Annotated in this window: 17 protein-coding genes; 11 read left to right on the top strand and 6 right to left on the bottom strand. The window is 75.4% G+C overall.

Annotated elements, in window-relative coordinates:
* Nucleotides 1–97 precede the first annotated feature (97 nt).
* Entirely contained in the window at nucleotides 98–1837 is a 1740-nt protein-coding gene (locus tag BLS21_RS06370) for a P-loop NTPase (RefSeq protein ID WP_281241921.1), read from the top strand.
* A gap of 180 nt (nucleotides 1838–2017) precedes the next feature.
* On the opposite strand, the gene BLS21_RS06365 is transcribed toward BLS21_RS06370, so the two are convergent.
* From BLS21_RS06365 to sigE, 4 genes are all read right to left on the bottom strand, one after another.
* The gene (locus BLS21_RS06365) at nucleotides 2018–2380 is read right to left on the bottom strand and encodes a twin-arginine translocase TatA/TatE family subunit (protein WP_091215364.1); all 363 of its coding nucleotides are present in this window, start codon (nucleotides 2378–2380) and stop codon (nucleotides 2018–2020) included.
* Nucleotides 2381–2486: 106 nt separating this feature from the next.
* Nucleotides 2487–3866 (bottom strand): S1C family serine protease, encoded by a 1380-nt coding sequence (locus tag BLS21_RS06360; protein WP_245700110.1) that lies wholly within the window; start codon nucleotides 3864–3866, stop codon nucleotides 2487–2489.
* A 233-nt stretch (nucleotides 3867–4099) separates the two neighbouring features.
* Nucleotides 4100–4690 carry an anti-sigma factor family protein gene (locus tag BLS21_RS26150; RefSeq protein WP_091215362.1) on the bottom strand — a complete coding sequence of 197 codons (591 nt, stop codon included), beginning with the start codon at nucleotides 4688–4690 and terminating at the stop codon, nucleotides 4100–4102.
* Complete coding sequence (sigE, locus tag BLS21_RS06350) at nucleotides 4687–5280, bottom strand: RNA polymerase sigma factor SigE (protein WP_091215359.1); 594 nt, start codon at nucleotides 5278–5280, stop codon at nucleotides 4687–4689. Before sigE ends, BLS21_RS26150 begins: the two co-directional genes overlap by 4 nt.
* A 349-nt stretch (nucleotides 5281–5629) precedes the next feature.
* On the opposite strand from sigE, the gene BLS21_RS06345 reads away from it, so the two are divergent.
* The gene (locus tag BLS21_RS06345; protein WP_091215358.1) at nucleotides 5630–6274 is read left to right on the top strand and encodes an O-methyltransferase; all 645 of its coding nucleotides are present in this window, start codon (nucleotides 5630–5632) and stop codon (nucleotides 6272–6274) included.
* Here the strand turns inward: BLS21_RS06345 and BLS21_RS06340 are convergent.
* Both BLS21_RS06340 and glgC read right to left on the bottom strand, forming a co-directional pair.
* Nucleotides 6230–6829, bottom strand: coding sequence for a 2'-5' RNA ligase family protein (locus BLS21_RS06340; protein WP_245700108.1), 600 nt, complete (start codon nucleotides 6827–6829; stop codon nucleotides 6230–6232). The two genes, BLS21_RS06345 and BLS21_RS06340, sit on opposite strands and share 45 nt — an antisense overlap.
* 12 nt (nucleotides 6830–6841) lie before the next feature.
* A complete protein-coding gene (gene glgC, locus BLS21_RS06335) occupies nucleotides 6842–8062 on the bottom strand; it encodes a glucose-1-phosphate adenylyltransferase (protein ID WP_091215355.1) in 1221 nt (406 codons plus the stop codon).
* 74 nt (nucleotides 8063–8136) lie between these two features.
* Between glgC and glgA the strand changes: the two genes are divergently transcribed.
* The 9 genes from glgA (at nucleotide 8137) to lepB (ending at nucleotide 17606) form a co-directional block, all read left to right on the top strand.
* Nucleotides 8137–9309 (top strand): glycogen synthase, encoded by a 1173-nt coding sequence (glgA, locus tag BLS21_RS06330; RefSeq protein WP_091215353.1) that lies wholly within the window; start codon nucleotides 8137–8139, stop codon nucleotides 9307–9309.
* A 119-nt stretch (nucleotides 9310–9428) separates the two neighbouring features.
* Nucleotides 9429–10493: a hypothetical protein gene (locus BLS21_RS06325; protein WP_091215351.1), complete on the top strand. Its 1065-nt coding sequence runs from the start codon at nucleotides 9429–9431 to the stop codon at nucleotides 10491–10493.
* 49 nt (nucleotides 10494–10542) lie between these two features.
* Nucleotides 10543–11307, top strand: coding sequence for an ANTAR domain-containing protein (locus BLS21_RS06320; protein WP_245700106.1), 765 nt, complete (start codon nucleotides 10543–10545; stop codon nucleotides 11305–11307).
* 181 nt (nucleotides 11308–11488) lie between these two features.
* A complete protein-coding gene (locus BLS21_RS06315) occupies nucleotides 11489–11899 on the top strand; it encodes a response regulator (RefSeq protein ID WP_175479457.1) in 411 nt (136 codons plus the stop codon).
* Nucleotides 11900–12131: 232 nt separating this feature from the next.
* The gene (locus BLS21_RS06310) at nucleotides 12132–12809 is read left to right on the top strand and encodes a response regulator (protein ID WP_175479456.1); all 678 of its coding nucleotides are present in this window, start codon (nucleotides 12132–12134) and stop codon (nucleotides 12807–12809) included.
* Nucleotides 12799–14136: a sensor histidine kinase gene (locus BLS21_RS06305; RefSeq protein ID WP_091215343.1), complete on the top strand. Its 1338-nt coding sequence runs from the start codon at nucleotides 12799–12801 to the stop codon at nucleotides 14134–14136. The genes BLS21_RS06310 and BLS21_RS06305 overlap by 11 nt, the downstream gene beginning before the upstream one ends.
* Nucleotides 14137–14272: 136 nt before the next feature.
* On the top strand, nucleotides 14273–16294 hold the full coding sequence (locus BLS21_RS06300; RefSeq protein ID WP_091215341.1) for a multicopper oxidase domain-containing protein: 2022 nt from the start codon (nucleotides 14273–14275) through the stop codon (nucleotides 16292–16294).
* A complete protein-coding gene (locus BLS21_RS06295) occupies nucleotides 16291–16950 on the top strand; it encodes a hypothetical protein (RefSeq protein ID WP_091215338.1) in 660 nt (219 codons plus the stop codon). The genes BLS21_RS06300 and BLS21_RS06295 overlap by 4 nt, the downstream gene beginning before the upstream one ends.
* Complete coding sequence (gene lepB, locus BLS21_RS25760; RefSeq protein WP_245700105.1) at nucleotides 16947–17606, top strand: signal peptidase I; 660 nt, start codon at nucleotides 16947–16949, stop codon at nucleotides 17604–17606. The genes BLS21_RS06295 and lepB overlap by 4 nt, the downstream gene beginning before the upstream one ends.
* Nucleotides 17607–17700: the final 94 nt, after the last annotated feature.

The raw sequence follows: 17700 nt of genomic DNA, 5'->3' as shown, positions 1-17700 counted from the left end.
AGCTGGAGCGCACGCGGGCGCTGCTGGCCCGGCTCGAGCGGCTCAGCCACGAGGAGCCGCTCACCGGCCTGGCCGACCGCCCCGGTGGGACGCCGAGCTGGGAGCCACCTGCGCCGCGGCCCGGGCGGTCGGGACGTCGGTGGCCGTCCGCCTCGCCGACGTCGACCGCTTCGAGGAGGTCAACGACCGGCACGGCCACGGCGGCGGCGACGAGGCACTGCTGCTGATCGCCGGCGCGCCCACCTCCCGCGTCCGGGCCGGGGACGTCGTCGCCCGCCTCGGCGGCGACGAGCTCGCCGTCCTGCTGCCCGGGACCGACCTCGGCCGGGCGGTGACCCGGGCCGAGGAGCTGCGCGCCGCCGCCCTCGCGCTCGACCTGTCCGGCGGGGGGCCCGGGCTCGCGGATCCCGTCCCTGGGCGTCGCCGTCGCCTCGGGCGGGACGCGGTGCCCGAGCGGCTCACCGTCGGGGCCGACGCGCGGCTTCACCGCGCCGAGGCCACCCGCAACGCCGTCTGCGCAGGTCCGTGGACGGCGGCCCCGTCGGGGCTGCGTAGCAGATCACCCTCCGGACGGCGGCCGGGCCGGATGACGGCCGTACAGTGGCAGCAGGCCCGTGAACGCAGGTCACCGCCGTTCCTCGGCGGACCGGACCGGGTCCCCCGTCGAAGGAGACAGACGCACACCATGTCCGCCCCGCTGACCGGCGCGCCGGCGCTCGACGCCGTCAACGCCGCACTGGCCACCGTCCAGGACCCGGAGATCAACCGCCCGCTCCCCGAGCTCGGCATGGTCAAGGACGTCCAGATCGCCGAGGACGGCACCGTCCGGGTCGAGGTCTACCTGACCGTCGCCGGCTGCCCGATGCGCGAGACGATCACCAGCCGGGTCACCCAGGCCGTGTCCGCCGTCCCCGGTGTCACCTCGGTGCAGGTGGGCCTGGACGTGATGAGCGACGAGCAGCGCGCCGAACTGCGCCGCACGGTGCGGGGCACCGACGCGGCCGACCCGGTGATCCCGTTCTCCCAGCCCGGTTCGCTGACCCGCGTCTACGCCGTCGCCTCCGGCAAGGGCGGCGTGGGCAAGTCGTCGGTCACGGTCAACCTGGCGGCCGCGCTGGCCAAGCGCGGCCTGTCCGTGGGCGTGGTGGACGCCGACATCTACGGCCACTCGGTGCCGCGGATGCTCGGGGTCGACGACAAGCCGACCCAGGTCGACAACATGATCATGCCGCCGCAGGCCTACGGCGTGAAGGTCATCTCGATCGGCATGTTCACCCCGGGCAACACCCCGGTCGTGTGGCGCGGGCCGATGCTGCACCGCGCGCTGCAGCAGTTCCTCGCCGACGTGTGGTGGGGCGACCTCGACGTCCTGCTGCTGGACCTGCCGCCCGGCACCGGTGACGTGGCGATCTCCATCGCCCAGCTGCTGCCGAACGCCGAGATCCTGGTGGTCACCACGCCGCAGCTGGCTGCCGCCGAGGTCGCCGAGCGGGCCGGCGCGATCGCCACCCAGACCCACCAGCAGGTGGTCGGCGTCATCGAGAACATGTCGTGGCTGGAGCTGCCCGACGGCTCGCGCATGGAGGTCTTCGGCTCCGGGGGCGGCGAGGCGGTCTCCGACGCGCTGACCCGCACCCTCGGTGCGCGCGTGCCGCTGCTGGGCCAGATCCCGCTGGACACCCGGGTCCGCGAGGCCGGGGACGCCGGTGCGCCGGTCGTGCTGGCCGACCCCGACTCCCCCGCCGCGCAGGCGCTGGCGAAGATCACCGACGGCCTGGCCACCCGCCAGCGCGGCCTCTCGGGCATGTCGCTCGGGCTCACGCCCGTCCGTCACTGACCTGATCCGCAGAGAGGCCCGGCTCCCCATCGGGGAGCCGGGCCTCTCTGCGTCTCCGGGACCACTGCCGGCGTTCCCCGCGCACTGCCGGGCCTGCAGCGCCCGCGCCCCACGAGGAACCCCGGCAACGCGAGGACGAGAGCGCCGCGGTGCGGTCCGGAGGACCGCGATGTCATCGCACTACGTCGCGTCGGGGTCGAACGGGGGCGGGGCGGAGTGGTCGCGGGTGCGGGCGGCGGCCGCCGCCACCGTGGTCGCGGCCGTGGCCCCGGAGGCGCGCGGCGGCGCGTCGTCGTCGGCGAACAGCTGGTTCCGGATGAAGGTCCGCGGGTGGTACTGGCGCAGGTCGAGGTCGCGCAGCTTGGCCAGGTCGTCGCCCAGGGACTCGTCGACCTGGGCCCGGACGCCGGTGACCGCCGCGCGCACCTTCTTCAGCCCCGCGGCGGCGTCCTTGGCGAGGTCCGGGAGCCGGTCGGGGCCGAAGATGAACAGCGCGGCGAGGGCGAGGACGACGATCTCGCCCCAGCCGATCGAGTCGAACACGCGCCGCTCCCCTCCTCGTGCGCCCGGTCCGGCCGTCGCGCGTGTCCAGCGTAGGCGGCGCGCCCGCCGCGGTCAGTGCCCCGATCTGAGGGGGCCCGCGCGAGCCTCAGGCCTCGTCGAGGGTCGCCTGGACCGTCGTCGAGGACCCGCCCCGCACGAGCTCGAGGTCGATCGTCTCCCCCGGGTCGTGGGCGTCGACGGCCACCACCAGCTCCTCGGAGCTGCCGACCGGCTCGCCGTCGACGGCGATGACGACGTCCTGCTCCCGGATGCCCGCCTCGGCCGCCGCGCTGCCCGGCTCGACGTTGACCACCAGCGCGCCGTCCCGGGTGCCGTCGGTGACCGAGCGGGCGTTCACGCCGAGCGAGGCGTGCACCGCCCGACCGGTGGAGATGAGCTGCTCGGAGATGTCGCGCACGGTGTCGACCGGGATGGCGAAGCCGAGGCCGACGCTGCCGCCGCCGAGGGAGGCGATGGCGGTGTTGATGCCGATGACCTCGCCGGCGCCGTTGACCAGCGCGCCGCCGGAGTTGCCCGGGTTGATCGGGGCGTCGGTCTGCACCGCGCTGATCACCGCGTTGGTGTCGCTGCCCTCGCCGGCCAGCCGGACCGGCCGGTCCAGCGCGCTGACGATGCCGCTGGTCACCGTGCTGGCCAGGCCCAGCGGCGAGCCGATCGCGACGACCGGGTCGCCGACGACGACGCCGTCGGACCTGCCCAGCGCGGCGGTGAGCAGGCCCGGCTTCTCGACCTTGAGGACGGCGAGGTCGCTGGCCGGGTCGCGGCCGACGATGCGCGCCGCCGACCCGCTGCCGTCGGAGAAGACCGCGCGGATCTCGGCGCCCTCGACGCCGTCGGCGCCGGAGATGACGTGGTTGTTGGTGACGATGTAGCCGTTCTCGCCGTCGATGACGACCCCGGACCCGGTGGCACCGGCCTCGCCGATGCGGACCTCGACCGAGACGACGGCCGGGGTGATCCGCGAGGCGATGTCGGACACCGAGCCCGGCTCGCGGGCGATCCCCTCGTCGGTCTCGCTGAGCTGGGTGCCCGGCGCCAGCAGCGGCGACTCGTCGGCGGTGCGGGTCAGCCAGTAGCCGGTGGCGCCGCCGACCAGCCCGGTCAGCAGGACCGCGAGCAGGGCGAGGACCGCCAGCCGGATCGACACGTCGGCCAGCCGCAGCCGCCGGCGTCCCTTGGCGTCGACGACGACGGGGCCGGCCTGCTGCTGTTCCGGCTCGTCGAACACGGCCGGGCCGGTGAGGCCGGCCGGGGCGTGCGGGTCGCGCCACGGGTCGGAGCGGGCGTCGGGCTTCCACCACGGGCCGGTGGCGGTGCGCCGCCGTCCGGGCCGGCCGCCGGGCGGTTCCTGCAGGCCGCCCTGGCCGGGGGCGGGCGCGAAGGCGCGCAGCACCGCCTCGGGCGGCGGGGGCGTCAGCGGGCGGGCCGGCGGGACCGGCCGGTCGCCGGCGAAGCCGCCCTGCACGGCGGCGGGCCGCCCGAAGGCGGCCTGCTGGGCGGGGGTGGGCGCGGGCGTCCGCGGCGGCGCGGGCTGCGGGCGGGGCGGCGGGTCGAAGCCGCCGACGCCGTCCCGGGGCCGGGCGAAGGCCTCGTCCGGCGCGGTCGGCTCGGGGCGGCCGTCCCCGTCGGACGTGCGGGGGACGCCAGGGCTTCGCGGGTCCAGCGGGTCCTCCCCGGACGGGGTGCCGGCGCGGCTGGTCAGGGCGTCCCGCCCGGGGCCGCGGGGGGTGCGACGCCGGTGCCCACGGTCGTGGCGCGGACCACTGGCGGCACGATCTCGGTGCGCTCCTCGAACGAGCCGCGAGCCACCGAGTCCGGTGACGTGCGGGCACCGTCGGAGCCGTCGGTCGGCAGGTTCAGCGCCAGGGCGGTCACCCCGACGCCGATGACGCCCAGCACGCCGACGAAGCCGCGGCGCAGCCAGCGGGCGTGCCCGGGCCGGTCGCCGGGGCCCGGGGCCGGGGCCAGCGGCACCGACCACGAGCCCGTGGCGCCGCTGACGGTGAGCTGGCCGGGGCCGGCGCTCATCGAGCCGAGCCCACCACCGGTGCCGGGCACGTCGGCGGTGAAGGGGATGGCGCACAGCCGGGACAGCAGGTCACCGGGGACGGCGACGTCGGACGAGGCGTGCAGCGCCTCCTTGGCCTCCCGCTGCGCCTGCACCGCCATCCGGCACTGGGCGCAGCCGGTCAGGTGACGGGCCGCCCGCGCGGCGGGACCGCCGCCGAGCTCCCCGTCGACGAGGGCGGCGATGGCCTCCTGGGCCAGGTGGCTCTCCGGGATGTTCACCCCGCGCTCCCCTCCGCGACGGCGTCCTGGCTGCTCACCGGCCGGCGCGGGGCCAGGTGCGCGAGCGCCTCGCGCAGCTGGACGCGGCCGCGGTGGATGCGGCTGCGCACCGTGCCGAGCTTGATGCCCAGGGTCGCCGCGATCTCCTCGTAGGTCAGCCCCTCGATGTCGCAGAGGACCACGGCGACGCGGAACTCCGGGGAGAGCGCGTCGAGCGCGGCCTGCACCTGCGGGTCCAGGTGGGTGTCCGAGTAGACCTGCTCGGGGCTGGGCGCCGTCCCGGGCAGCCGCTCGGTGTCCTCGGGCAGGGCGTCGAACCGGATCCGCTGCCGGCGCCGCACCATGTCGAGGAAGAGGTTGGTCGTGATCCGGTGCAGCCAGCCCTCGAAGGTGCCCGGCGAGAAGTCGGCGAGCGAGCGGAAGACCCGGACGAAGGTCTCCTGGGTCAGGTCCTCGGCGTCCTGCGGGTTGCCCGAGAGCCGGTAGGCCAGCCGGTACACGCGTGCGGAGTGGTCGCGGACGACCTGCTCCCAGCTCGGTGCGACCCACGCCTCGGTCGCGGCGGGGGCGGGGTCGGCAGCGTCGGACACGGTCCCAGGATCGCAGACCGGAGCCGTCGTCGACCCCCCGACGTCGGTGGGTCGGGCGGGGGCGGCTCTCTCAGGGCGCACGACAGGTCCAACGGGCCGGGATCCGGGCGGTGTTCCCGTTCACAGGGAGCTCACAGCTGCGTCGACGGCCGGGTCCGGACGATGCCGGCCACTACCCTCGGCCGGTGATGAGCGCCTCGAGGACGACGGGCGAGCGAGCATCGCAGCGAGATGCCCGGAGCCGAGCGCGAGCGAGCACCGCAGCGGGCGCCGGCGAGCGGGGAGCGGAGCGAGCGCGCGGGCGGCTGACGGCGTCGAGCGAGGAGCGGGACGAGCCCGGGGTCGAGCCGTGAGCACCGAGGCACCCGGGCGGGACGGCGCGGCCTACGCCGATCGCTTCGCAGCCGAGACGCCCGCACTGGTGTCGGCCCGGACCCGCGCGGCGGGACTGGCCGGCGCGCCGCCCGTGACGCCCGCGGTGGGCGCCACCCTCGCCGTCCTCGCCGCGGGGGCCGCGGCCCGCACGGTGGTGTCGATCGGCAGCGGCGGCGGCGTCGCCGGGCTGTGGCTGCTGGAGGGCATGCGGCCCGACGGCGTCCTGACGGTGCTCGACAGCGACGCCGAGGCGCTGCGCGCCACCCGCCGGGCGTTCGCCGACGCCGGTCACCCGCCCGGCCGCACCCGGATGATCTTCGGCACGACCGGGGAGGTCCTCCCCCGCCTCTCGCCGGGCGCCTACGACATGGTCGTCTGCGCCGGGGCGCCCACCCAGTACGCCGGGCACCTGGGCGCGCTGGTCGAGCTGGTCCGGGTCGGCGGGACGGTGGTGTGCCACGGGCTCCTGGACGGCGACCGGATCGCCGACCCCCGCGCACGGGACGACCAGACGACGGCCTGGCGGGACGTCGCCCGCGCCGTCCGCGAGCACGAGGACCTGACCTCCGCCGTCCTACCGATCGGGGCGGGCCTGCTCGTCGCCACCCGGCGCCGGTAGGCCGAGGGGGAACGCGTCGACCGGTGCCCACGGGCCGCCGAGGTAGCGCCACAGGCCCAGGCCGCGGGCACCGACCCGGTGGGGCGCGAACTCCGCGGCCAGCCGGTCCCGCAGCGCCCGGGCGACCGCCGGCTCCACCTTGTTCTGCACCGTCACGTGCGGTGCGTGCCGCTGCCGGTCCTGCGGGGTGAGCCACGGCTCCCAGGCGGCCACCAGCGCGGCGCGCAGCGCGGTCAGCTCCGGCGCCTCCAGCGTGTAGGCCACGCCGCGGCCGAGCAGCCGCAGACCGGTGACGGCGACGTCGAAGGCGGGCCGGCGGGCCGCGTCGGCGAGGTCGGCCGACACCGCGTCGACGTGCTCGCCGGGCAGCGCGTGGAACAGCGTGACGTGCGCGGCCAGGTGGTTGCGCTCGGCCGGGAAGTGCGCCGCGCGCAGCCGGTCGAACCGCTCCTGGGCCTCGGGGTCCAGGAGCAGCGTGACGACCAGAGGAGGTGACGCGCTGGAACGGCCCTCGTGCAGGGGCCCGGCCTGAGCGGAGCGAGGGTCGGGGGGCACGGGGGTCCTTCTTCAGCGATGGGCGCGGGCCCCCTTGCCGAGGACCGTCACGCCACCGGTGCTGACGTGGTAGCGCTCGCGGTCGGCGCCGAGGTCGACGCCGATGCGGGTCCAGTCCGGGACGACGACGTTCTTGTCGAGGATCGCCCGCCGGACGAAAGCGCCCTCGCCGACGTACACGCCGTCCATGAGCACGCTGTCCTCGACCCGCGCGCCGCGCTCGACGCGCACCCCGGGCGAGACGACGGAGTTGTGCACCGAGCCGCCGCCGATGATCGCGCCGGCGCTGACCATCGACTCCTCGGCCCGCCCGCCGAGCACGAACTTCGCCGGAGGCTGCTGGGGCGGCAGGGTCAGGATCGGCCAGCGGTCGTTGTAGAGGTTGAAGACCGGGGTGACCGACACCAGGTCCAAGTGCGCGTCGTGGTAGGCGTCGATCGTCCCCACGTCGCGCCAGTAGCCGTGGTCGCGCTCGGTGGCCCCGGGGACGATGTTGGTCGAGAAGTCGTAGACGTACGCGTCCCCTGCGTCGGCGAGCATCGGCATGATCGAGCCGCCCATGTCGTGCACCGAGTGCTCGTCCTCGGCGTCCTTGCGGAGCGCCTCGAGCAGGGCGTCGGTGGTGAAGACGTAGTTGCCCATGGAGGCGAAGCTCTCCTCGGGCGAGTCCGGCAGGCCGGGCGGGTCGGCCGGCTTCTCCAGGAAGCCACGCACCTTGCCGTCGGCGTCGGAGTCGATCACCCCGAACTCGGTCGCCTCGTGCCGAGGCACCCGCAGGCCGGCGATGGTGACGCCGGCACCGGTGCGCAGGTGCTGGTCGATCATCTGGCCGGGGTCCATCCGGTACACGTGGTCGGCACCGAAGACGACGACGACGTCCGGCCGCGCGTCGTAGATCAGGTTGAGGCTCTGGAAGATCGCGTCGGCGCTGCCGGTGTACCAGCGCGGGCCGAGCCGCTGCTGCGCCGGCACCGGGGTGATGTAGTTGCCCAGCATCTGCGAGAGCCGCCACGTCGTGGTGATGTGCCGGTCGAGGCTGTGGCTCTTGTACTGGGTGAGCACCGCGATCTGCCGGATCTCGGCGTTGACCAGGTTGGAGAGCACGAAGTCGATGAGCCGGTAGTTGCCGCCGAAGGGCACCGCCGGCTTGGCCCGGTCCTGTGTCAGAGGGGCCAACCGCTTGCCCTCACCACCGGCCAGGACGATGCCGAGAACCCGAGGACCGCCACGCATGGGTCGCAACGTATCCGCTGTTCGCCGCGGGCGCTCCACCGCAGCGCGCGCGAATCACCCCTAGGGTGACCAGCGTGCGCATCGGCATGGTGACCCGGGAGTGGCCGCCGGACGTCTACGGCGGCGCAGGCGTGCACGTGGAGCACCTCGCGGCGGCGCTCCGCGCGCTGCCCGACGGACCCGACCTCGACGTCCACTGCTTCGGCGGGGAACGCGCGGACGCGACCGGCCACGAGGTCCCCACCGGGCTGCGGGGCGCCAACGGCGCACTGCAGGCGCTCGGGGTGGACGTGGAGATCGCCGGGGCGCTGGCCGGCGTCGACCTGGTGCACAGCCACACCTGGTACGCCAACGGCGCGGGCCTGTTCGCCTCGCTGGTGCACGGCTCGCCGCACGTGGTGACGGCGCACTCGCTCGAGCCGCGCCGGCCGTGGAAGGCCGACCAGCTCGGCGGGGGCTACCGGCTCTCCTCGTGGGTGGAGCGCACCGCCTACCTCGCCGCCGACGGTGTCATCGCGGTCAGCAACGGCATGCGCGACGACGTGCTCGACGCCTACCCCGACCTCGACCCGGCCCGCGTGCACGTCGTGGGCAACGGGGTGGACGCCCAGGCCTACCGGCCGGTGCACGACCCCGACGTCGTCCGCTCGCTCGGCGTGGACCCCGACCGCCCCTACGCGCTGTTCGTCGGCCGGATCACCCGCCAGAAGGGCGTCGTCCACCTGCTGCGGGCGGCCGAGCAGCTGCCCGACGACGCCGGGCTGGTGCTGTGCGCCGGCGCCGCCGACACCCCGGCCGAGCGGCAGCAGGTCGCCGACGCGGTGGCCGAGCTGCAGTCCCGGCGGGACGGCGTGGTGTGGATCGAGGCGATGCTGCCGCGCGAGCAGCTGGTGCCGCTGATCACCGGCGCGACGGTGTTCGTCGTCCCCTCGGTGTACGAGCCGCTGGGCATCGTGAACCTGGAGGCGGCGGCGTGCGGGACCGCGGTCGTCGCCAGCGCCGTGGGCGGCATCCCCGAGGTGGTCGCCGACGGGGTGACCGGCCTGCTGGTCCCCTACGACCCCGATGACGTCCCCGCCTTCGAGGCGGGCCTCGCCGCGCGCGTCACCGAGCTGCTGCACGACCCGGAGCGGGCCGACCGCATGGGTCAGGCGGGCCGGGAGCGGGTGCTGACCGAGTTCGGCTGGCCGGCGATCGCCAAGCAGACCGTGGACGTCTACAGCGCGGTGATCGCGGCCCGCGGCTGAAGGAGGACCCCTGCCGCCGCCGCTCGCGGGCTCGCGGCGGGCCCCTGCAGGGGGCCACGGGCCTCCCGGGATGATCGAGCCCCGGCGCGCCACGCGGGCTGCGCCGGGGAGGAGCACTCGTGTCGCAGGCCGTCGCGCCCGTCGTCCAGGTCGGGCTGGTGGCCGCTCCCGGGGCCCCTGCCGAGCTGGCCGACTGGCTGGCCGAGCAGCTCGGCGGCGAGCTGGCCGCCGAGCACCCGGAGGTCCGCTGGGAGGTCCGGGCGGTCGAGGACGGGCTGGTGCAGCCCCCCGCCGACGACGACGAGATCGTCGCGGCCACCCGCCGGCGGCTGCTCGCCGAGGACTGGGACCTCGCCCTGGCGCTCACCGACGTCCCCCTGGAGGTCGACCGGCGGCCGGTGGTCGGCTCGGCCAGCCCGGTGCACGGCGTCGCGCTGCTGTCGCTGCCAGCACTGGGCGCGGTCGGGCTGCGCAAGCGGGCGCTGCAGACCGCGCTCGGGCTGGTGCGCACGCTGATGGGCACCAGCGAGGACGGCGACGCCGACGACCGCGCCGCGATGGGACGGCGGCTGCGCGAGCTGGCCACCGACCCGGTCGACGGCAGCGCCGGGGTGGCCTTCACCGCCCGCGTGCTCACCGGCAACCTGCGGCTGCTGCTCGGCATGGTGCGGGCCAACCGGCCGTGGCGGCTGGCCGTGCGGCTGTCCCGTGCGCTCACCGCGGCGATCGCGGCCGGCGTCTTCGCCCTCATCACCCGCGACATCTGGGCGCTGGCCGACAACTCCGGCTGGCCGCGGCTGGCGGTGATCGCCGTCGGCTCGGTGGTCGCCGTCGTGGTCACCCTCGTCGTCGGGGCGGGGCTGTGGGAGCGACCGCGCTCGCACCGGGTGCGCAAGCAGGTGCTGCTGTTCAACGTGGCGACCACCGCCACCGTCGTCATCGGCGTCCTGACCCTCTACGCCGTGCTGTTCCTGCTCGCCCTCGCCGGCGCGCTGCTGCTCGTGGTCGCTCCGCTGTTCTCCGAGGGCCTGGGGCACCCCGCCCACCTGTCGGACTACCTCGAGCTGGCCTGGCTGACCTGCTCGCTGGCGACGGTGGGCGGCGCCCTCGGTGCGGGGCTGGAGTCCGACGACGCGGTGCGCGAAGCGGCCTACACCTACCGGTCGGAGCAGCCGGCGCACTGATCCGGAGCCCGGGCACACCCACACACCCCCCGTTGCCGCGGCGAGGCGGATGATCCTGTCCGTGTCGTCGATCGCCGAGCGCTTCCGCGTCGCGCTGGAGGACGTCCGCGAGCCCGATCTCGCCCTCCCCGAGCTGCTCCCCGTGCACCTGGCGCGCGCCTGCGCCCGGACGCTCGGCGTGGACGCCGCGGGGCTGAGCGTGACCGCCGGCGAGGGGGGCCGGGCCCCCCTCGGGGCCAGCTCGCCGACCGCCGACCTCGCCGAGCGGCTGCAGTTCACCGCCGGTGACGGCCCCTGCGAGACCGCCCAGCGGCACCAGGAGCCGGTCTTCGCGGCGTTCGCCGACCTGCAGCGCCGCTGGCCGGGGTTCGCGGGGCTCCTGGCCCGGCACACGCCCTACCGCGCCGTGGTCGCCCTCCCGATCGGCGAGACGCTGGCCGGTCCCGGCGCCATGGACCTGTTCTTCACCGACGAGAGCAGCGTGCCCGAGCTCGACGTCTTCGAGGCCATGGCCGTGGGCGACCTGACCTGCGCGGCGCTCGGCGACGCCGCCATCTGGGCACCGTGGTCACCGCACGGGGGCCCGGCGTGGCTGCACGGTCCGGCGGCGCGGGACCGCGGGCGGGTCTGGACCGCCATCGGCCGCGTCGCGATGGCCCGGCGGCTGAGCGCGCCGGCGGCGCTGGACGTGCTGCGCTCCACGGCCCGGTCCGCCGGCCGCACGGTCGACGACCTCGCCGGCGACGTCCTCGCCGGCCGGGTGGACCCCGCCGGCCTCGGCCGGCCGGACGGTCGTCCCCCCGCCTCCGACTGATCGGCGGGGCTCACGCTCGGTCACCGCCCGGTTCCGGTCGGCCCCCTCGGTTGGGGGTCGGCCACCCCCGGGGTCGGGCTGGCCCCGTCCCGGGACCGCTCGGCACACTGGCCCGGTGCCGAGAGGCGGCACCGCGACGGCCGACGGGACACCGCGACGCCGCGGAGGGGGGAGGCGACGCGTGATCACGGTGCTGCTCGCGGACGACCACGCGTTCGTCCGCGACTCCCTGGTCGAGCTGTTCAGCGCCAGCGGTGACCTCACCGTCGTCGCCGAGTGCGAGGACGGCGCGCAGGTGCTCGACGCCGCCCGGCGCACCCGGCCCGACGTCGTCCTCCTGGACCTGGCCATGCCGCGGGTCACCGGCCTGCAGGCGGCCCGCGAGCTGCTCGACGAGCGCCCGGAGTCGCGGGTCGTCGTCCTCACCGGGTCGCTCACCCCGGCCCTGGTGCGGGAGGCCCGCGAGATCGGTGTCGTGGGCTACCTGCTCAAGGACGAGGACCCCGGCGCGCTGCCCGGCCACGTGCGCACGGTCGCCGCCGGCGGCACCGCCTGGAGCGCTGCGGCGACCTCTGCGACCGCCGGCTGCTGACCCCCCGCACCGGGGAGCAGGGTCCGCTCCCCCGTCCGGGTGAACGGGTCCGCACGAGGGAGCAACGACACGATCACGCAGAGTGGTGACCCGCTCGCAGTGACCGGCCCCACAGGGGACCTTGGTCCTTTCGGGGTGTAAAGCCCCTGGTCAGGAGAGCGGACGTCAGGTCCCATGACTCCGTCCCCCCGCAGTGGCGGGCCGGGGCACGGGGATGATCACGGGGGTTCTGATGACGCTTGCCCAGCTGGAGCGGCCGACCGACCTGGCGCGGGTCCTGGTGGTCGACGACCACCGCACCTTCGCCGAGCTCCTCTCGGGGGCCCTGGCCTCCGCCGGGATGGACGCGGTGGGCACCGCCCACTCGGCGGCGCAGGCGGTCGCCATGGCGCAGGAGCTGCAGCCCGACATCGTGGTGATGGACATCGAGATGCCCCGCCAGGACGGGCTGGCCGCCACCCGCCGCATCCGCGAGGTCGCGCCGGACGCCGTCGTCGCCGTGGTCACCGCCCACCGCGACCCCGACTGGGTCGTCCGGGCCGCGCAGGCCGGCGCCTCGGCGTTCATCCCCAAGGACGGCTCGCTGGCCGAGATGATCGACGTCCTCTCCCGGGTGCAGCCCGGCCAGATGCTCGTCGCGCCGTCCACCTTCGCCGGTGGCGCGCCCCGCACCCCCTCGGCCGGGAGCCGGGGCACGGTGCCGCAGCTGACCCGGCGCGAGCAGGAGGTCCTCGACTGCCTCGGGCGTGGGATGCAGGTCAAGGCCATCGCCCGGGTCCTGGGCATCACGCTGGAGACCTGCCGCGGCTACGTGAAGTCGCTGCACGCGAAGCTCGGGGTCCGTTCCCAGCTGGAGGCGGTCGTCAAGGCCCAGCAGCTGGGGCTCCTCGGCGCCGTGGATGAGCGCTGAGCCCAGCTCCTCCCCCACCTCGGGACCCGCTCCCGCCCGTCGCCGCACCGCCTGGGGCCGCGAGCTGGCCGCCTTCTGCGCGGTCGCGTTGTTCGTCCTGCTCGCCGTCTCGGCGGGCACGGTGTGGCTGAGCGAGCGGATCGCGCGGGACAACGCGCTCGAGGAGGCCGAGGGCATCGCCGAGCGGCTGGCCGAGCTGCTGGTGGCCCCCGTCCTCGCCGACGCGATGGCCGGGGTCCCCGGGCGGTGGGAGGAGCTCGACCGGGACGTGCGGAACCGGATGAGCGACGGGTCGGTGACCCGCATGGTCGTCTGGCGGGCGACCGGCGAGATCGTGTACTCCACCGAGCCCGGGCAGCAGGGCCGGGTCATCCCGCCCTCGGACGGCCTGCTGGCCGCAGTCGGCGGGGAGACCGTCGCCGAGGTCGACGAGCAGCCGGAGACCACGCCCGGCGACGGGCCGCAGACGCTGCTGGAGGTCTACACGCCGCTGACCGTCCCCGGTGAGCAGCTGGTCTTCGAGGCGTACTTCGCCTACGACGGCATCGACCGGCAGGCAGCGCGGCTGCGCGGCCAGATCATCCCGATGGCCATCGGCGCGCTCGTCGTCCTGCAGCTGGTGCAGGTGCCCATCGCGACGTCGCTGGCCCGCCGCGTGCGGCGCCAGGAGGCCGAGCGGACCGCGCTGGTGCAGCGCAACGTCGAGGCCTCCGACCGCGAACGGCGGGCCATCGCCGCCGACGTGCACGACGGGCCGGTGCAGGACCTCGCCGGGGTCAGCTACGCCCTCTCGGCCCTGCGCAACAGCGTCCCCGAGGAGCGGCAGCCGACCGTCGACAAGCTCGTGGGCGCGGTCCGGCACGCCGTCCAGTCGCTGCGTCGGCTGATGGTCGACATCTACCCGCCCGACCTCAGCGGGCCGGGCCTGGCCGTGGCGATCGCCGACGCCGCCGAGCCGCTGCGCGACGCCGGCATCGAGGTGCTCATGGACGCCGCCCCGCTGCAGGAGACCGCCCCGGACGTGACCGCGGTGCTCTACCGCACGGCCAAGGAGGCCCTGGCCAACGTCGCCCACCACGCCCAGGCCAAGCGCACCTGGATCACCCTCGAGGAGACCGAGCTGCGCCGGGGGCCCGCGGTGCGCCTGGAGATCGCCGACGACGGCGTTGGCTTCCCGGCGTCCACCGACAAGCGCGCCGAGGGCCACCTGGGGCTGGCGCTGCTGCGGGACCGAGTGGTCGACCACGGCGGCGTCGTCACGCTGGGTGATCGGCCTGGCGGCGGCGCAGTGCTGACCGCTGTGCTGCCCCTTCACCACGGACAGTGACGCCACGAGCGGCTGACCTGCGCGGACCCCCCAAATACGGGAGCCCACCGCCCCCCTCGTTCCGGCTGTGACGGGGGCGGCGGACGCGGGAGTGTGCCTCCGACGATCACCGCAGGTGAGTGAGGAGCACCCCCCGATGGACACGCCCAGCCTGAACCGCCGCGACGTCCTCAAGGTGTCGCTGGCCGGGACCGCGGCCATGGCCCTGCCGTACCAGGCTGTGCTGTCGGCCAAGAGCGCCTCGGAGCTCGACACCAAGAGGATGCCCCGGCCCTACGTCGCCGCCTTCACCGCTCCGCCGGTGGCGACGCCGTACCGCTCCGACGACAAGCCGGGCAACAGCTACGGCGCCGTCCCGGGCACCGGCGCCCCGATCGTGGGCGCCGCCTACACCGGCACCGACTACTACAAGATCGAGCAGAAGCCGACCCAGGTCGAGTTCGTCAAGGGCATCAAGACGACGATGTGGGGCTACAACGGGCTGGTCCCGGGGCCCACCATCCGCGTCTACCAGGACAGCTACGTGAACACCGGCCAGAGCCGCCGGGTGGTCATGCAGCAGATCAACAACCTGCCGGCCAAGCACCCGACCATGGGCTACGTCCCCTGGACCTCCACCCACCTGCACGGCTCGCCGTCCAAGCCGCAGTTCGACGGCTACGCCGGCGACCTCACCGACCCGGGTGAGTGGAAGAACTACATGTACCCGAACAACTGCTCGCCGCGGACGCTCTGGTACCACGACCACGGCGTGCACCACACGGCGCAGAACGTGTACATGGGCCTGGCCGCCCAGTACCACCTGGTCGACGAGCGGCTCGAGCGCGACCTCGGCATCCCCCGGTACGACCGGGAGAAGGCCCGCCTGGGCCGGCCGCAGTACGAGTTCCCGCTGATCATCAGCGACGTCATGTTCGCCAGCAACGGCCAGCTGATGTGGGACGACGACGGGGAGTCCGGCCTCTACGGGGACGTCATCCTGGTCAACGGGGTGCCGTGGCCGACGATGAAGGTCGAGCCGCGCAAGTACCGCTTCCGGGTGCTCAACGGCTCACTGGCCCGCGGCTACACGCTCAAGCTGAGCAACGGCAAGCCGTTCCAGGTCATCGCCACCGACGGCGGGTTCATGCACAAGCCGCAGACGGTCACCACGCTGACGATCGGCATGGCCGAGCGCTACGAGATCGTCATCGACTTCGCCGACCTGAAGGGCACGAGGGTCCAGCTGCTCAACGGCGGGGTCAAGAACGCCCGGGACTACGACCACACCGGCAAGGTGATGCAGTTCGAGGTCGGCACGACCGTCACGAGCACCGACGGCAACACCGTGCCGAGCACGCTCGGCGCCCCGCACCCGGTCATGGCGCTGGACCCGGCCGAGTCGAGGGCCACCCGCCGGATGCGGCTGGAGCGCAGCAACGGCCTGTGGGTCATCAACGGCGAGACCTGGGACGACGTCGTGAAGACCAAGTACGAGCACGTCTTCGCCACGGTCGCGCCGCGCAGCACGGAGATCTGGGAGGTCGAGAACTCCTCCGGCGGCTGGTTCCACCCCCTGCACGTGCACCTGGTCGACTTCCAGGTCCTCAGCCGCAACGGCCGCCCGCCGCGGCCGGAGGAGCTGGGGCCCAAGGACGTCGTCTACGTCGGCGAGGGCGAGACCGTCCGCCTCCTCCTGCACTTCGAGCACGAGGAGGGGCGGTACATGATCCACTGCCACAACCTCTCGCACGAGGACCACGACATGATGACCCAGTACCAGGTGGGTCACCACGACATCGACTGCGACTCGATCAACACCTGCCCCCCGACCCGCGGCACGCCCGACGACTTCGAGTCGGCCGACCCGGACGAGGTCCTCAAGGCGTACGAGAAGGCCCTCGAGGAGCAGGCCAAGGCGGCGGAGGAGGCGGCCGAGGAGGCGGCCCAGACCCCGCCGCCGGCCCCGACGACCGACCCCGGCACCGCGGGCGGGACGACGCCGGTCGGCACCGACACCACGACGGCGCCGGCCCCGGCCGCACCGACGACGTCCGCCCCGCCGGCAGCGCCCACGACGTCGGCTCCCGCCCGTCGCGGCGCCGCCACCACGACCACGACGCCGGCTCCGGCGCCCACCCCGGCGACGGCGACCCCGACCCGCCGGCGGACGCGGTGACCGCCGTCGCCCCGGCCCCAGCAGCCGCCCGGGTGGTGCTGCGGTCCCGTCGCCGCACCGCCTGGTGGCAGCTGACCGCGGCGCTGGGCCTAGCGACGGCCGGCGGGCTGCACGTGGCCGCCGCGGTCGACCACCTGTCCGCGGGCTCGCTGGCGGTCGGCTTCTTCCTGCTCACCGCGCTGGCCCAGGCCGGGCTGGCCGCCTGGCTCGCCCTCGGCGCGTGGGCCGGCACCCGCGCGGGCCGGCAGCTGGTGGCGATGGCGCTGCTCGGCACCGTCGGCCTGCTGGCCCTCTACGTCGTCGCGCACACGACCGGGCTGCTCGACGCCTTCGCGGTGCACGACACGGTCACCGGGGGGCACGAGCACGACGTCCCCGGCCGGGTGACCACGGCGGTCGACCCGGTGACCGGCGTCGAGTTCGCGCAGGGCATGCCACTGGGCGCCTCCGGGCCGGTGGCGATGGACGGACTGCCCGGGTCCACCGGCGGGCACGGCCCCGAGGCGGTCGGCACGGTCGTGGTCGGCGCCGAGCTGCTCACCGTGGCCGCGCTGGCCGCCCTGCTGCCGGCGTCCTGGCGAGGCCGGGTGCTCAACGGGCTGCTCGTCCTGGGCGGGGCCGCGTGGGCGCTGTGGCTCACCGGCGTCCTCGGGTGAGGACCGCCCCCCGAACCGCCGTCGCGGTCCCCGGTGACCCCCGCACCAGGGACCGCGGCGGCTCCCCCCGGCACCGGGCCCCCCGTGCCGGGGCGGCCCCCGGGCCGACCGCCGGAGCCGGCTCCGGCGGTCGGCCGTGGCGGCGGCTGCGCGGCGCCGTCCTCTGGCTCGCCGCCGGGACGGCGCTGCTGCTCGTGTCCGCGACCTCCGGCCTGCTGCCGCTGCAGCCGATGCACGTCGACGCCGACAGCATGACGCCGACCGTCTCACCCGGTGACCTGCTGCTCGTGCGGCACGGGCAGGGGCCGGTGCAGCGCGGCGACGTCGTCGCCGTGACCGACCCGTCGGGCGACGGGCTGCTGGTCAAGCGGGCCGTCGGCGTGGGCGGCGACGAGGTGGCCATCGAGGACGGCGTGCTGGTCGTCGACGGGACGGCGGTCTGCGAACCGGCGATCGACCCCGCCCGGCTCGACGGCGTCTGGTTCGGCCCGGTGACCGTGCCGGACGGGCACCTGTTCCTGCTCAGCGACAACCGCGACGGATCGGTCGACTCGCGCGCGTTCGGCCCGGTGTCGGCGTCCACCCTCGTCGGCACGGTGCCCGCGCGGCTGTGGCCCGTCCCGGGATCGCTGCCCTCGCCGTCCGCCGGCTGCTGAGACCCGGCACGACGCGCCGACCAGCAGGAACACCTCGCGGGTACCCGGTGCTGCAGGTGGCGTGGGAAGCCCCGCCACCTCCTCGTCCCCCGCC

The sequence above is a fragment of the Geodermatophilus siccatus genome, from assembly GCF_900103785.1.
In the GTDB taxonomy this organism is placed as follows: Bacteria; Actinomycetota; Actinomycetes; order Mycobacteriales; family Geodermatophilaceae; genus Geodermatophilus; species Geodermatophilus siccatus.
The sequence above is the reverse complement of the archived record's forward strand: the minus strand, read 5'-3'. Positions and strand labels throughout refer to the sequence as shown.